This is a genomic window from Cytobacillus sp. QJM3NY_8 (assembly GCF_056173585.1).
The window spans coordinates 2,607,750-2,622,519 of record NZ_CM149681.1 but is presented as its reverse complement, the minus strand read 5'-3'; the positions used below and the strand labels follow the sequence as shown (position 1 = coordinate 2,622,519).

The following is a 14,770-nucleotide window of genomic DNA, read 5'->3' as shown; positions in this document are numbered from 1 at the left end:
AAAAGGTGCAAGCAATAGCTGCACCTTTTTTGCCGGTTCCGATTATTGCAGCAGTCCCAGACGCATCAGAGTAGACCTATCCTGAATATTCATTCCTGCAGACCTTCTTATAAATGTCCCTTTTTTTGCAATGCCAAAGGAATAGCGTGAAGTCGATGTAAACCTGATCATGGCTTCAGTCCCTCCTTATGAAATTGGCGCTGCATTATTACTTTCCCGCGATTTTGAATAATAAAACTTTTTTACTGTATAAATTTAAGCCTTCTAAAAAGCCAATAAAGATGATAATATAAACTGATAGTTCAATAGCTAAATCCGTGTACACGGTAGAGGTTCTAGCTACCCTCTTTAAAAAACTAAGGAAAACAGGTCTGCTTTCTTAGTGGTCCTGTTTTTCTATTTAAAGGAGAATTTTTATATGAAAAATGATAAAGCACTCGTTGTGTTCAGTGGCGGTCAGGATAGTACAACTTGCTTATTCTGGGCAAAGGAACGTTTTGAAGAAGTGGAAGCCGTCACTTTTAATTATAATCAGCGTCATAAGCTGGAGATCGAATGTGCACAGCAAATAGCAAAAGAACTGGGGATCAGGCACCACATTCTAGATATGTCCCTATTGAATCAGCTGGCACCAAATGCACTAACCCGTGATGAGATTAAAGTAAAGGATGGGGAGGAAGGCGGGCTTCCATCCACATTTGTGCCTGGGAGAAACCTTTTATTCCTGTCATTTGCTGGTGTGCTGGCCAGTCAGATTAATGCAAAGCATATTATAACCGGGGTGTGTGAAACAGATTTCAGCGGCTACCCAGACTGCAGGGATATTTTTATAAAATCATTGAATGTCACCCTTAATCTATCAATGGATGAACAGTTTGTGATCCATACACCATTAATGTGGCTCAACAAAGCAGAGACATGGAAGCTGGCAGATGAATTAAATGCCCTTGATTATGTGCGTGAGAAAACACTGACATGCTATAACGGAATTCCGGCTGATGGCTGCGGTGAGTGTCCAGCATGCCATTTAAGGAAAAATGGCCTTGAAGAATACCTCAAGGAAAAGGAGGAGCTTTAAGCCATGTACGGTTTCAGGATTGTTGATAAACTGCAGAAGATAAATGAGGATATCAAACCCGATCAGCTGAAATACCACCATAAGCGTGTAATGGTCAGCAAGGAATTCACTTTTGATTCAGCCCATCATCTGCATTGCTATGAAGGCAAATGCAAAAACCTGCATGGGCACACCTACAAGGTGATTTTTGGCATAAGCGGATTCGTGGATGACAGAGGATTAATGATTGATTTCGGCGACATTAAAAAAATTTGGAAAAACGAAATTGAAATATTCCTTGACCACAAGTATCTGAATGAAACGCTGCCGCCAATGAATACGACAGCAGAGAATATGGTTGTCTGGATTTATGAAAAAATGGCACAAAGCCTCCAAAACAGAAAAGAGCAATATGTTGGTGCAAGAGTAGAATTTGTGCGCCTTTTTGAAACTCCTACAAGCTATGCGGAAGCAAGAAGGGAGTGGATGGAGGTTGAGTAAGATTCCTGTTCTCGAAATATTCGGACCAACCATTCAGGGTGAAGGAATGGTGATCGGCCAGAAAACGATGTTCGTCCGTACAGCAGGCTGTGATTATTCATGCAGCTGGTGTGATTCATCCTTTACCTGGGATGGAAGTGCGAAAGACAGCATCCGCCAAATGGAACCGGATGAAATTTGGAAAGAGCTTAAAGAGCTGGGTGGGGATGGATTTTCCTTTGTGACCATATCCGGGGGTAATCCTGCACTTTTAAAAAATTTGAGTGAACTCATTTCTTTGCTCAAAGCAGAAAAAATTAAGATCTGCCTGGAAACACAGGGGAGCCGCTGGCAGGATTGGTTTTATGAAATTGATGAACTGACCCTATCCCCAAAACCGCCGAGCTCAGGCATGAAAACAGACTTCGATGTGCTCGGTTATATTGTGAATAATCTTCAGACCAAAAGAAAGGCAGAGCAGCAGGTCTCACTGAAGATTGTTGTTTTTGATGATAAGGATTATGAATATGCTAAAAACATTCATAAGCGCTATCCCGGTGTTCCGTTTAATCTGCAGGTGGGAAATGATGACACTGTTACAGCTGACGACCGAAATTTATTGCAGAAACTGCTTGACAAATATGATTGGCTCATTGAAAAAACGATACATGACAATGATTTGACAGATGTTAAAGTACTTCCGCAGCTGCATACATATGTATGGGGCAATAAGCGGGGAGTGTAGTATCTGCTAATCCCGCACCAATTGGTGCGGTTTTTTTTGTAAAGGATGTTCAACAATTTATGACAGATTCCGAGAAATTTATGATATTATACGTTTGAACTTAACAATACATAAGTGCTGTAAATTTCTATAGATAGGGAGAGTTAGATGACAGATAACACCATTATTCGATTTAATTCCGTTACAAAAAGATATGATAATGATCCGCCAGTTTTAAAAAATGTCAGCTTTGAAATTGAGCGCGGGAAGTTCTATACCCTTTTAGGGCCATCGGGCTGCGGGAAAACGACCATATTGCGATTGATTGCCGGATTTACTGAACCTTCCGAAGGGGACATTTATTTTAATGGGCGAATAATAAATAATGTTCCAGCCAACAAAAGGCAAGTAAACACCGTTTTTCAGGATTACGCTCTATTTCCGCATTTGAATGTGTATGAAAATATTGCATTCGGTTTAAAAATCAAAAAAATGAAGAATGCCGATATTGAGAGGAAAGTAAAGGAAGCGCTAAGATTTGTAAACCTTGAAGGCTACGAAAATCGTGAAATCAAAGAAATGTCAGGTGGACAGCGCCAGCGTGTTGCCATCGCGCGTGCCATTGTCAATGAACCAGAGGTTATTCTCCTTGATGAACCTTTATCCGCACTTGATTTAAAGCTGCGGACCGAAATGCAATATGAGCTGAGGGAACTGCAGAGAAATCTGGGCATTACGTTTATTTTCGTCACACATGACCAGGAAGAAGCATTAGCCATGTCAGATGAAATTTTCGTACTTAACAGCGGAAGCATCGAGCAAAGCGGAACTCCTACTGATATTTATGATGAGCCGATCAATCGTTTTGTAGCAGATTTTATTGGGGAATCAAATATCGTTGCTGGAACGATGATCCAAGACTATCTGGTGAAGTTTGCCGGCAAATTATTTGAGTGTGTTGATGGGGGCTTTGAGCCAAACGAAGATGTTGAGATCGTCATCCGCCCTGAAGACCTGGCTATTACCGCACCGGAAGATGGGAAACTGAAGGTACAAGTTGACTCGCAGCTCTTTAGGGGAGTCCATTATGAAATCAGCTGCTATGACAGCGATGGCAATGAGTGGCTGGTCCATTCAACGAAAAAGGCGACAGTCGGGGATCAAATTGGCCTTCATTTCGATCCCGAAGCAATACACGTCATGAGGCACGGGGAAACAGAAGAGGAATTTGATAAGCGTCTTGAAGCTTATGAAGAGGAAAGCCATGAGAACTAATTCCCGCAACTTTTATTTAATTCCTTATGTCCTTTGGATTGCTCTCTTTGTAGTAGCGCCATTGCTTCTTGTTCTGTATTATTCGTTTTTTGATATTGAAGGGCACTTCACTTTGGAGAATTATAGAAAGTTCTTTACACCCGTTTATTTAAAAATGACTTTAAGCTCCTTTTGGTATGCCTTTTTAATAACGTTATTTTCATTGCTGATCGCTTATCCGACAGCTTATTTGCTTACTAAGACGAAACATAAGCAGCTGTGGCTCTTATTAATTATACTGCCATCGTGGATTAATTTGCTTTTAAAAGCCTATGCATTCCTGGGTATCTTTGGAACATATGGTGCAGCGAATAGCTTTTTGGATGCAATGGGAATAGGGGGCAGGCAAATTCTGTTCACTGATTTCAGCTTTATCTTTGTGTCAGTATACATCTTTCTTCCTTTCATGATTTTGCCGATATTTAATTCTCTGAATGAACTGAATCCAACCCTTCTTGATGCCAGCAATGATTTAGGCGGGTCTTCCTGGGTAACATTTAAACGCGTAATTTTTCCTTTGACACTTGATGGCGTGAAATCGGGATGCCAGATCGTCTTTATCCCTGCACTGTCATTATTCATGCTGACAAGGCTGATTGCAGGAAACCGTGTCATCACTCTTGGAACAGCTATTGAACAGCATTTCCTTGTGACACAGGACTGGGGAATGGGCTCGACCATTGCCGTATTTCTGATTATCGCAATGGTGTTCATTATGGTGCTGACAGGCAGAAGAAAGCGGGGGATCCTATAATGAAAAAGAACAGGAAATGGCCGGCGATTTATTTGGCACTTATCTTTATCATCCTGTACGCCCCGATCTTTTACTTGATATTTTATTCATTCAACAGCGGAGGGACCATGTATCAATTCGAAGGTTTCACCCTGGATTGGTATCGGGAGCTGTTTGCTGATGCCCGATTACTCATCATTGTCCTTAACACCATTATTATTGCCCTTTTATCTGCAGCGATTTCGACCATTATTGGAGTGGCTGGAGGACTAGCCATTGCCTATGCTAGAAAACGCAGAGTGAAAAATACGCTCCTGTCACTGAATAATGTGCTGATTGTCAGTCCGGATGTCATTATAGGCGCCTCGTTTTTGATTCTGTTTACAATGATCGGACTTAAGCTTGGATTTGTATCTGTTTTGCTTGCTCACATAGCCTTTAGTGTACCGATTGTTGTGCTGATGGTTTTGCCTAAAATAGAAGAAATGAGCACGTCCATGATTTATGCAGCCATGGATCTTGGGGCAAGCAGATTCGATGTGCTGACCAAAGTCATTCTCCCTTATATTACTCCTGGAATTTTCGCTGGCTTTTTTATGGCCCTGACGTATTCCCTGGATGATTTTGCGGTAACTTTCTTTGTTACAGGCAACGGCTTTACCACTTTGTCTGTTGAGATTTATTCACTGGCAAGACGGGGAGTTTCTTTAAATATTAATGCTTTATCTGCTTTGCTTTTCCTATTTACAATCATTCTGGTAATAGGCTATTACTTTATTACGAAACGAAATGATAAGCCGAATGGAATGGGGGTAAGGCAATGAAGAAGCTTGTTCAGGCACTCGCCGCCGTATTAATTGTTTCATTTGCCTTATTGTACATCGCTTCAGGGCTGAATTCCTCCCAGGGCTACACAAGCGGAAATACTTTGACCATTTTTAATTGGGGCGACTATATAGATGCAGACTTGGTGGACAAATTCGAACAGGAAACAGGCATAAAAGTCATCTATGAGACATTCGATTCCAATGAAGCGATGATGACGAAAATTGAACAGGGCGGCACAGCTTATGATATTGCTGTTCCATCTGAATATGCGATTGAAAAAATGAATGAGGAAGACCTGCTTTTGCCGGTTGATCATTCAAAAATTCCGAACCTGAAATATATCGATCAGCGTTTTATGGACCTGCCTTTTGATCCCGGGAATGAATATTCAATTCCCTATTTCTGGGGTACTGTCGGAATTCTTTATAACACCGATATTTTAGGAGATAAAAAAATCACAAGCTGGAATGATTTATGGGACCCTGAATTAAAGAACCAGATCCTGCTGATAGATGGGGCAAGGGAAGTAATGGGCATGGGTCTCAACAGTCTCCATTATTCGCTGAATGACAAAAATAGAGACCATTTGGTCGAAGCTAAACAAATGCTCGATAGTCTTACTCCTAACATTAAAGCCATTGTCGGTGATGAAATCAGAATGCTGATGGAAAATGATGAAGCCGGCATTGGGGTGGTCTGGTCCGGCACGGCTCAGGAACTCATGTGGGAGAAGGATAATCTGGAATATGTACTTCCGGAAGAAGGCTCCAATCTTTGGTTTGATAATATGGTCATCCCTAAGACTGCCAAAAACCCGGAAGCAGCCCACCAGTTTATGAATTTCATCCTTGACCCGGAAAATGCGGCACAAAATACAGAATACGTTGGATATTCAACGCCGAATAAAGAAGCGCTGAAATATATGGACGAAGAAACAATTTCAGATGAACGATTCTATCCGGATGAAGAAATGACAGCTCGGCTGGAGGTTTATGAGAACCTGGGAAAAAGAATGCTTGCTTATTATAACGAGCTTTTCCTTGAATTTAAAATGCATAAAAAATAAAGTTCTGCCAGGATCAATTCCTGGCAGTTTTTGCATTGGAACTGTTTTAAATAATCAGGGAATGCTAGCCCAAAGGAGGATGGAAAATGAAAATATTCATCAGTATATTTTTATTGATTTTTTCATTCGCAAGTATAGGGAATTCCATAAGTGCTGCCCCGCTAAAACCTGAATTGGCGATTGTCATTGACGATCTGGGAAACAACATGAAGGGAACAGCAGAAATGATGGAGCTTCCGGTGACCTTAACAGTTGCCATCATGCCTTTCATGCCAACGACAAAAGAAGATGCAGAACTGGCAAGTGAAAATGGACATGAAGTGATCGTTCATATGCCAATGGAGCCGAAAAGAGGAAAGAGGAGCTGGCTTGGTCCGGGGGCAATCACAACAGATTTAACTGATGAAGAAATCCGCAGCAGGGTAGAGAGTGCCATCAAAGAAGTGCCGCATGCGGTCGGGATGAATCACCATATGGGTTCAAGAGCCACTGAGAATGAGCGGGTCATGAGAATTGTCCTTAAAGTATGCAAAGAACACGGATTATTTTATCTTGACAGCAAAACAACCGGCAAAAGCGTCGTCGGCAAACTGGCAAAAGAAATCGGTGTACCATACGTAGAAAACAATATTTTCTTCGATGACATATACACTACTGCCCATATTACAAAACAGGCTGACAGACTTGCAGAAAAACTGGTGAAAAATGAACGCATTATCGCAATTGGCCATGTCGGCATCACAGGTACAAAGATGGTTAATGTGCTTAAAGAGTATATACCTGTTTATAAAGAGAAAGCAGAAATAGTGCCGCTCTCAGAACTGATTCCAGGCTATGAACTTATTGACGAAGGTCCTTGAACTAAAGCGGAAGCTCCTTGATCAGGATAAACGTCAACTAAAAACCGCCACGTCCTGTGGCGAACGTTGAAGCCGGCACATCCTGTGCAAGTCCGACAGGCATATGACGAATCACGCAGGAAACCTTCCAAAGCAGCTTTGGTCGGGCGATGTATTCGATGACGAAGCGTTCCTTGTCCTGATTTCTGGAGTGATTTGGCTTATGACCCGAGGGGCTAGGCGCTGGAGGTAGATGCAATCTTTCCACAGAGTGATTCACACAGTTCCATTTTATAATTTACTATAAATAAAAGCTGCAAGCCTGGTGTGGTTTGCAGCTTTGTTCATGGTGTGTAATAAAACGGTGTAATGGTTAAATACGGCTTAAATCCTAAAAGGTGGCCGCCCACATTCCGGTCTGGTTAGTCCCGCAACGAAGCGATGTTAGAAGAGGTGGGCGACCGTGAATATAGTATATGCAGTGATGCAAAAAGGATGCAGCAAAACTTCACTGAATACAGGAAGGTTTTGTATGATCTTACTGAACTTGTGTGGCATGGGTGTCCGGCACCTTTTTAAAAGAGATACATCATTGTAACAATGATAAGGGTTAGAATGACCGAGAAAAAAGATGCCTGAGATGTTAATGGATTTTGCTGTTGAAATGGACAGAGAAGGTGCATTTATTTCTTTTGAGAAAAGGGAGCAGGCATGGAAAACGTTTTATCACAAGCTTAAGGAATTGAAAAAAGGTGAAGCATCCTCATTAAAAGAAATTGCCAATCGGGTCTGCTGCAAAAGAATTGGAAAATGCAATACTCTCTGAATAAAAATATCCATCCACTGCAAAACATAACATTGTCAGAACTGTAAAAAGTGCGGCAATGTTTTTTTTCATTTACTCATGATTTTGTCCCGGTTGTTAGGGGTATGTAAATATTAAATCAACAGGAAGGGGTGAATTGCATGCTTTGGACTATAGCAGGTATTTTGCTTGTATTATGGATACTCGGATTAATATTTAAAGTAGCAGGAGGCATCATTCATATACTGCTGGTAATAGCAGCGATCATCTTTGTTGTAAACTTTATAAGAGGCCGTGCATCCGGCAGAGGATAAATGAAAAAAGCCTTCAGATTTTGGAGGCTTTTTTTAAAGTTAATGTATTTGATCCATCACGATTAAGCTACCCTGTGCTGGCGATCATTTATTTTCGGAAAGATTCCCATTCAGGGAATATGGAGTTAACGCTCATTCATATGCTGACCTTCAGACATGTTCTGGAAAGAAGGCTGCCGTATCTCTTCAGGCGAGTAATATAGAGGCAGCGAAATAGTAAAGCTGGTTCCTTTATTCTGTGTGCTCTCTATTAAATATTTTCCTTTCAAACGATTGATGATGTCAAAAGATATCATTAACCCTAAGCCGGTTCCTTTTGTTTTCGTTGAGTAATAGGGCTGACCGAGCATTTGAAGCTTTTCTTTCGACATTCCGACACCTTCATCTTTAATTTGTATATCTGCTGTAGTATTTCTTTTGAATGCTGAAACCTCTAGAATACCGCCATCAGGCATGGCTTCTATACTATTTTTCATTAAGTTTATAAATAATTGCTTTATTTCATTCGGATTACCCATGATAAAAATGCCTTCAAAAATACTTGTCCTTATTTCAACCTTTGTCATCAGTCCATATGGCCGCATAAAATCAGCCACCTCCAATAATAATCCGGAAAGTGAAACTTTACTGGCAACAGAAGTTTCCGGGCGTGCAAGTGAGAGGAAATCACTAATAATATGATTGGTTCTGTCCAGCTCTTCCAAAGAAACTTTAATAAATGTCTTTTGATCTGCAGTCAGGTTTTTTTCATTTTTAAGCATTTGCAGAAAACCTCTTACAGTAGTCATTGGATTCCTAATTTCATGGGCGACTGACGCAGCCAGCTGACTGATCGCATTGATTTTTTCGGCATTTCTCAGTTTTTCCATCATATTTTCCTGAAGCAGATTCATTTCAATCAAATAGATGATTATAGAAAGCGTCATAATGGAAACTGCTGAAAACAATAGTAAGTATACAGCGTCTTCGTTTATATCCTTTTGGAGGAAAAAAACATACCTGGTTATCGTAATGGGAAGATAAAATACAACTGCTATACTGAGTTTTTGCCTAAATGTACATTTTTTATAGAATTTTGACGCATAGAAAAAGAGCACAGAAATTATTGTGTAATTTACAAGCGCAATCCAAATATCTCCTGGTGAAAAAAAGACCTTAAAAGAAATCAATGCAAAAATAGTCAGGAAGCCTGCAAGGGGCTTAATGTAAAAATAGGCGACAAAAACAGGAATAAATTTCAAGTCAAAAAACTGACCGCCTGCAATTTCCACAGGAAAAGTCATAGTGAGGAAAAGTGCTAAAAAAAGAACAGATAAAAGCGGGGCAGAAGTCTTCCAGTAATCCCCCCGATAAGAAGAGATTTTATGGATAAAAGGGATCATGATCATAATCAGAAAGTGAAAAATCAAGTCAGCTGTAAAATCATACAAAAGAACCATTCCTCCATTATGTAGGTAATATTAGTAATTAAACAAAAGAAAGGAAGAATCCTTTATATGGGAACATTTATTTATTCTGGTTATATGAAAGAACCATTTGTTTACATAACATTATTATGGGTTAATTTGATTATTTACAAATGACCCACAGTTCCATTATAAAAAACCGGCCCATAGTGGGCCGGTTTCTCATCATGCCAGTACCATTTCAGTCTTCAATTCTCCAACAATCTTCTGGACTTCACTGCCTTCAAGAGTTTCTTTTTCAAGAAGGGCCTCTACCAGCGTTTCAAATTGAGGCTGATGATTTGCGATGATCAATTCGCATCTTTCCAGTGCTTTCTGGAAAAGATCCTGCATTTTTGCTTCTTTTTGACCTTTGTTAAAAGTAAGCTCAAAGCCGTTATCCAGTAACCCGGTATCAACCATTTGCTCAATGATATGCTTGGCTTGTTTTACGTCACCGCTTACTCCAATGCTATGCTCGCCAAGAATCATTCGTTCTGATACACCGCCAGCGAGAATCATGGCAACTTGATCAAGCAATTCACTTGTTGTCGATAAGTGAAGTTCTTTTTGAATGGGGGCCACGTAACCAAGAGCTTCACCTCGGGGAATGATGGTTGCTTTTCGGACGGATCCTGGTTTTGTTAAAGCAGCCACTAAAGCATGGCCAGCTTCGTGTATGGCCACCCGCTGCTTCGTGCCGGGATCCTGCAATGCACGGGTGGTAGTTCCCAAAATGGTCCGATCCAGCGCATAATCCAAATCATCCTTAGAGATAATTTCCTGGCCGTTACGGACAGCTCTGCGGCTTGCCGTTTCAAAAAGGGAATGAAGATCTGCTCCCGAGAATCCAGAAGTGCTTTCTGCCAGATCGCCAAGTGTTGTCATGACATCCTCAGCAAGTAATCTATTTTTCGTGTGAATATTGATAATCTCTCTTCGGCCCTTTGTATCCGGAAGAGGGACATTGAAGGAGAAGTCAATACGCCCAGGACGGAGGAAGGCTTCATCGAGCATATCCTTCCTGTTTGTCGCTGCAATAAATAGTATTCCATCATTGGAATGTCCGCCGTCAAGCTGAACTAGCAGCTCAGTTAATGTTTTTTCACTTTCTTCCCCGCCATGCTGCTTTCTTCTGCCTGCCAGTGCATCTACTTCGTCAATGAAGACAACAGCAGGGGCATGCTTTCTGGCATTTTGGAAAAGATTTCTTACACGGGATGCTCCCACACCAACGAACAATTCATTAAAACCGGAACCGCTGGTTGAGAAAAAAGTTGCTCCAAGCTCTTTAGCGATTGCCTGAGCCAGCAACGTTTTCCCCGTTCCAGGAGGCCCGTATAACAGAATTCCCTTTGGCGGCTTAATCCCCATCTTCAGGGAGCGCTCAGGTTCTTTTAAAATTGAAAGAGTCTGCATGATTTCCTCTTTCATTTCTTCCTGAATTCCGCCAACATCCTCAAGTGAAATGGAAGGAAGGGCCTTTGGCTTAGATACACTTTGCTTCATAGTATTTGTAGCGCCCATTCCGCCTTTTCCTGACTTAAACAGGTAAATGCCAATGGCTATAAACAAAAGGACTACACCGCCCAGAATCCAAGGGGTATAAGGTCCTGTGTTTGCGAACGTATATTGTATATTATAGGTTTCTACTAATTTATCAACCATCTCACTGTTGGGGGGCACATGGGAGATGTACTCGCCATCAGGGGCTGTGATCAGCAGTTTCCCATTTTTATATTCCTGTACTGCAACAGTCTTCCCATACTGGGAGGCAATAATTTTTTCCACAGAAGAAAACGGGACTGTCACATCCTTTTTTCCTGCTTGTACGGTCCAAATAACCGCCGCCAAAATCACCGTGATCACCAATGCAATAGAAACAATCGTCGAAGGCTTCTTAAGACGTGATTTCAACTATTTCCCTCCTCATTAAACATACCTACATTATAAGGAAAAAGAATTGTTAATTACAGGGTTTTACACTTTTTAAACGTTGTAAATTATGGAAAAATAATATCTCCTTAGAGGAATTGTGCTATAACAGCATTCCAGGTGCATCAATTTATGATAAAAATGTGACAGAGATGAAGCAAATAAAATTATAAAACATAATAACAATCAAAACTATAAAATTGGAAACTGGATATGAAATAGTGAATAATAGAAACTGTGAAAAAAATATGGGAAAAAGGTGTAAAGATGGCACAGCAGGATTTTACAAAAGGAAATATATTCAAACAGCTCTTGGTGTTCTCAACTCCAATCATGCTCACTAATTTTCTGCAGGTTTCCTATCAATTTATTGATAGTCTGTGGGTTGGGAATCTGCTTGGGGCCGACGCATTGGGAGCTGTGGCGGTGTCCGGCACTGTAATCTTTACAGTTCTTTCTTTTATCATTGGAATAAACAATGCGGCGTTAACGATTTTATCCCAGCAAAAGGGTGGGGATCATGAAGAGGGGCTGAAACAATATTTGAATGCCTTTACCGTCATTCAGACAATTATGTCAGTTGCTCTTGGAATAGCCGGATTCCTGTTTGCAGAAAGAATTTTGGCCATAATGGGCACACCTGCAGGAATGGCTGAAGGTGCAGCATCCTATTTGCAGATTAACTTCATTGGTATTCTGTTTTTATTTGGATACAATTTTATAGGAACCGTACTCAGGGCGCTCGGAGACAGCAAGAGTCCACTGTACTTTGTCCTGATAGCAGTCGTATTAAATGCAATCCTGGACCCTCTTTTTATATCTGTATTCCAGCTTGGTATTGATGGGGCAGCTTGTGCTACGATCCTTTCACAGGGGTTCGCATTTATGATCGGAATGATATTCATACTCCGCAAAAAGCTGGCGCCGTTCACTATTCCTTCTTGGCCGCATAAAGAGGAAGCGGCATTAATTTTCAAGCTCGGCATCCCTTCTGGACTTCAAATGACCGTTATATCGGCTGGTGTTATGGCTATTATGTCTGTCGTCACCTCTTTTGGCGATGACGTGGTTGCGGGATTTGGTGCAGCTCAGCGTATTGACAGCATCATTATGCTTCCTGCGATGGCATTGGGGACTGCAGTCAACAGTATGGCCGGTCAAAATATAGGGAGAAATCAATGGGAACGGGTTCATCAAATCGCCTTGTACGGAGTCATTTACAATCTTGGAATCATGTTTATCATCGCTTTTGGTACGGTCCTATTTGCAGAACACGGGGTGCGCCTGTTTATACAGGATAAAGAATCAGTTCAGTATGGCACTGACTATTTAAAGATCATTGCCTTTTTTTATCCGCTCCTGGGCATTAATTTTATATTGAATGGTGTGGTAAGAGCTTCCGGTGCGATGTTTCAAGTGCTCATACTGAATATCATTTCATTCTGGATCCTGCGCTATCCTTTAACATTCCTATTTTCAAAGTTTATGGGTGATAAAGGAATTGCTGCAGGCATGGGGATAAGCTTTGCTATAAGCAGTGTCATCGCCTTTATGTATTACCGTATCGGAAAGTGGGATAAACAGGCTATATTTGGAGAGGGAAAATAATCCTTTTCACTTTCATTTATTTCATTTATACTAAAATTGGATAATACAATAACGTGCCACAAGGGGAGCATTCTGCTGAGAGTGAATAGTTCGCTGTTCTGACCCTTTGAACCTGTTAGATAATGCTAGCGCAGGAATGTGGAATAAAAGGCGGAAGGGGTTTTTCTGCCTGCTTGTTCTCCCTTGGGGTATCGTCATACGATTATAGGGGGATTTTTTTATGAAAAAATTAAGCCTGACGGCGATGATTGAAGCTTCATTTTTTGCAGCATTTGCTATTATTTTGGATTTCCTTCCATCTATTAAGCTGTCGCCTTCCATTTCGATTTCTGCTGCGATGATTCCCATATTCATTTTGGCATTCAGATGGGGCTTTAAAGTCAGCTTCATTGCCGGTCTATTATGGGGAATATTGCAGATTGCCATGGGTGATGCCTGGATTGCGACTCCGCTTCAGGCATTTATTGAGTACTTTGTGGCATTTGCCTGTATCGGTTTTGCCGGTTTGTTTTTCCGACCAATTCAAAATCAGCTGCGCAGCGGAAACAAGAAAAAGGCATTGGGCTGGGTTGTTTTAGCTGTGTTTGCCGGAAGCCTTGCCCGGTATTTCTGGCATTTCATAGCAGGTGTCCTTTTCTTTGGGAGCTATGCGCCGGAAGGGATGTCACCGGTTCTCTTTTCCTTCCTGGCAAACGGTGCAACCATGCTCGGAGCAGCTATTCTCTGCTCGATTTTAGCAGTATTAATTATATCTTCAGCTCCAAGATTGATCATAAGAAAAACGGATGAAGTTATTCAATCACAAAAACGCGCTTCCTAATATAATCAGCCTCTTTGGAAATTTCCAAAGAGGTTTTTTCTTATTTTAGGAAACTGCTCCTGAAAAATGGGTATATTACTCAAAAAGGGGAGTGATTGTTTGTCAAACACATTGCAGGGCAATATTATTACAGGTGTATATGATGCAGAAACCAGTGCCTTTGAGATCCAGAAGGTTAAAAATTTCAGCACCCAGTCTGTCCTTAACAAAAATCAATGTGAAAATTTGTATAACTATTTATCCCTTCATGAAGAGGATGAGGGAGGACAGATTATTACACTTTACGATCAAATGCCATTAATGCTGACCAGGCAGGAAATAGGCAATTTAAAGAAAGATTTGGAGAACATTAAAAAGCTATATCAGTAGAAAATTGCTTTGCACCTTTGCAAAGCTTTTTTTGCATAAATAAATTTGACAATTTTGTGACAAAAAGTTTGACAAATTTGTGAACATAGTTAGAATATTAAATAAAAGGGGATGAAAATATGACTTTAAAACAGCAAAAGGTGCTGCATTTTTTTAGAAATGTTACTGCGGCCGGTATTCTTTTAGGGTTAATTGTCTTTATTTCAAGCTTTTTTGTAAGCGGTCTCACGGGTGAGTATGTTTTATCAATCGGTTTAAGCATTATGGTATCATCCATGCTAATTTTTGGATTCGGATTTTTTATTAATGTGATGGAAGAAATGACAAAGGGCAGCAAGGGAATCAGACAATACAAATAAAACCGGCCTCCAAAAGGGAGACCGGTTTTATTATCTGGCTCATGGGATGGACAAGGCGATTCCGCTTTTCTTGA

At 40.8% G+C, this 14,770-nt stretch carries 17 protein-coding genes and 2 riboswitches; of the genes, 14 read left to right on the top strand and 3 right to left on the bottom strand.

Features of this window, described 5'->3' with window-relative positions; all coding sequences use genetic code 11:
* Positions 1-42: 42 nt before the first annotated feature.
* A complete protein-coding gene (locus AC0VZ9_RS13640) occupies positions 43-171 on the bottom strand; it encodes a hypothetical protein (protein ID WP_019379809.1) in 129 nt (42 codons plus the stop codon).
* Positions 172-323: 152 nt separating this feature from the next.
* A riboswitch (PreQ1 riboswitch) is annotated at positions 324-366 on the top strand.
* A 52-nt stretch (positions 367-418) separates the two neighbouring features.
* On the opposite strand from AC0VZ9_RS13640, the gene queC reads away from it, so the two are divergent.
* The 10 genes from queC (at position 419) to AC0VZ9_RS13590 (ending at position 8,160) form a co-directional block, all read left to right on the top strand.
* Entirely contained in the window at positions 419-1,078 is a 660-nt protein-coding gene (gene queC, locus AC0VZ9_RS13635; RefSeq protein WP_009334502.1) for a 7-cyano-7-deazaguanine synthase QueC, read from the top strand.
* 3 nt (positions 1,079-1,081) lie between these two features.
* Positions 1,082-1,558, top strand: a complete 477-nt coding sequence (gene queD / locus AC0VZ9_RS13630) for a 6-carboxytetrahydropterin synthase QueD (RefSeq protein WP_009334503.1) — start codon at positions 1,082-1,084, stop codon at positions 1,556-1,558.
* Positions 1,551-2,282, top strand: a complete 732-nt coding sequence (gene queE / locus AC0VZ9_RS13625; protein WP_475397484.1) for a 7-carboxy-7-deazaguanine synthase QueE — start codon at positions 1,551-1,553, stop codon at positions 2,280-2,282. The genes queD and queE overlap by 8 nt, the downstream gene beginning before the upstream one ends.
* A 147-nt stretch (positions 2,283-2,429) precedes the next feature.
* Positions 2,430-3,536: an ABC transporter ATP-binding protein gene (locus AC0VZ9_RS13620; protein ID WP_009334505.1), complete on the top strand. Its 1,107-nt coding sequence runs from the start codon at positions 2,430-2,432 to the stop codon at positions 3,534-3,536.
* Positions 3,526-4,329 carry an ABC transporter permease gene (locus AC0VZ9_RS13615; RefSeq protein ID WP_009334506.1) on the top strand — a complete coding sequence of 268 codons (804 nt, stop codon included), beginning with the start codon at positions 3,526-3,528 and terminating at the stop codon, positions 4,327-4,329. The genes AC0VZ9_RS13620 and AC0VZ9_RS13615 overlap by 11 nt, the downstream gene beginning before the upstream one ends.
* Positions 4,329-5,132: an ABC transporter permease gene (locus tag AC0VZ9_RS13610; protein WP_019379810.1), complete on the top strand. Its 804-nt coding sequence runs from the start codon at positions 4,329-4,331 to the stop codon at positions 5,130-5,132. Before AC0VZ9_RS13615 ends, AC0VZ9_RS13610 begins: the two co-directional genes overlap by 1 nt.
* Positions 5,129-6,202 (top strand): ABC transporter substrate-binding protein, encoded by a 1,074-nt coding sequence (locus AC0VZ9_RS13605; protein ID WP_251267228.1) that lies wholly within the window; start codon positions 5,129-5,131, stop codon positions 6,200-6,202. The genes AC0VZ9_RS13610 and AC0VZ9_RS13605 overlap by 4 nt, the downstream gene beginning before the upstream one ends.
* Before the next feature lie 86 nt (positions 6,203-6,288).
* Positions 6,289-7,062 (top strand): divergent polysaccharide deacetylase family protein, encoded by a 774-nt coding sequence (locus tag AC0VZ9_RS13600; RefSeq protein WP_009334509.1) that lies wholly within the window; start codon positions 6,289-6,291, stop codon positions 7,060-7,062.
* A gap of 610 nt (positions 7,063-7,672) precedes the next feature.
* Positions 7,673-7,867 carry a hypothetical protein gene (locus AC0VZ9_RS13595; protein WP_251267229.1) on the top strand — a complete coding sequence of 65 codons (195 nt, stop codon included), beginning with the start codon at positions 7,673-7,675 and terminating at the stop codon, positions 7,865-7,867.
* 140 nt (positions 7,868-8,007) lie between these two features.
* On the top strand, positions 8,008-8,160 hold the full coding sequence (locus AC0VZ9_RS13590; protein WP_019379812.1) for a lmo0937 family membrane protein: 153 nt from the start codon (positions 8,008-8,010) through the stop codon (positions 8,158-8,160).
* Positions 8,161-8,285: 125 nt separating this feature from the next.
* Here AC0VZ9_RS13590 and AC0VZ9_RS13585 read toward each other — a convergent pair whose 3' ends face one another.
* Positions 8,286-9,590 carry an ATP-binding protein gene (locus AC0VZ9_RS13585; protein ID WP_251267230.1) on the bottom strand — a complete coding sequence of 435 codons (1,305 nt, stop codon included), beginning with the start codon at positions 9,588-9,590 and terminating at the stop codon, positions 8,286-8,288.
* Between the two features lie 201 nt (positions 9,591-9,791).
* The gene (locus tag AC0VZ9_RS13580) at positions 9,792-11,522 is read right to left on the bottom strand and encodes an AAA family ATPase (RefSeq protein ID WP_251264473.1); all 1,731 of its coding nucleotides are present in this window, start codon (positions 11,520-11,522) and stop codon (positions 9,792-9,794) included.
* Between the two features lie 285 nt (positions 11,523-11,807).
* Between AC0VZ9_RS13580 and AC0VZ9_RS13575 the strand changes: the two genes are divergently transcribed.
* From AC0VZ9_RS13575 to AC0VZ9_RS13560, 4 genes are all read left to right on the top strand, one after another.
* Positions 11,808-13,148: an MATE family efflux transporter gene (locus tag AC0VZ9_RS13575; RefSeq protein ID WP_034297042.1), complete on the top strand. Its 1,341-nt coding sequence runs from the start codon at positions 11,808-11,810 to the stop codon at positions 13,146-13,148.
* 51 nt (positions 13,149-13,199) lie between these two features.
* Positions 13,200-13,302, top strand: a riboswitch (TPP riboswitch).
* A 66-nt stretch (positions 13,303-13,368) separates the two neighbouring features.
* Positions 13,369-13,968 (top strand): energy-coupled thiamine transporter ThiT, encoded by a 600-nt coding sequence (gene thiT / locus AC0VZ9_RS13570; protein WP_019379816.1) that lies wholly within the window; start codon positions 13,369-13,371, stop codon positions 13,966-13,968.
* A 99-nt stretch (positions 13,969-14,067) separates the two neighbouring features.
* A complete protein-coding gene (locus AC0VZ9_RS13565) occupies positions 14,068-14,337 on the top strand; it encodes a hypothetical protein (protein WP_009334515.1) in 270 nt (89 codons plus the stop codon).
* Between the two features lie 119 nt (positions 14,338-14,456).
* Positions 14,457-14,696, top strand: a complete 240-nt coding sequence (locus tag AC0VZ9_RS13560) for a hypothetical protein (protein WP_009334516.1) — start codon at positions 14,457-14,459, stop codon at positions 14,694-14,696.
* The last annotated feature ends 74 nt before the right edge of the window (positions 14,697-14,770 follow it).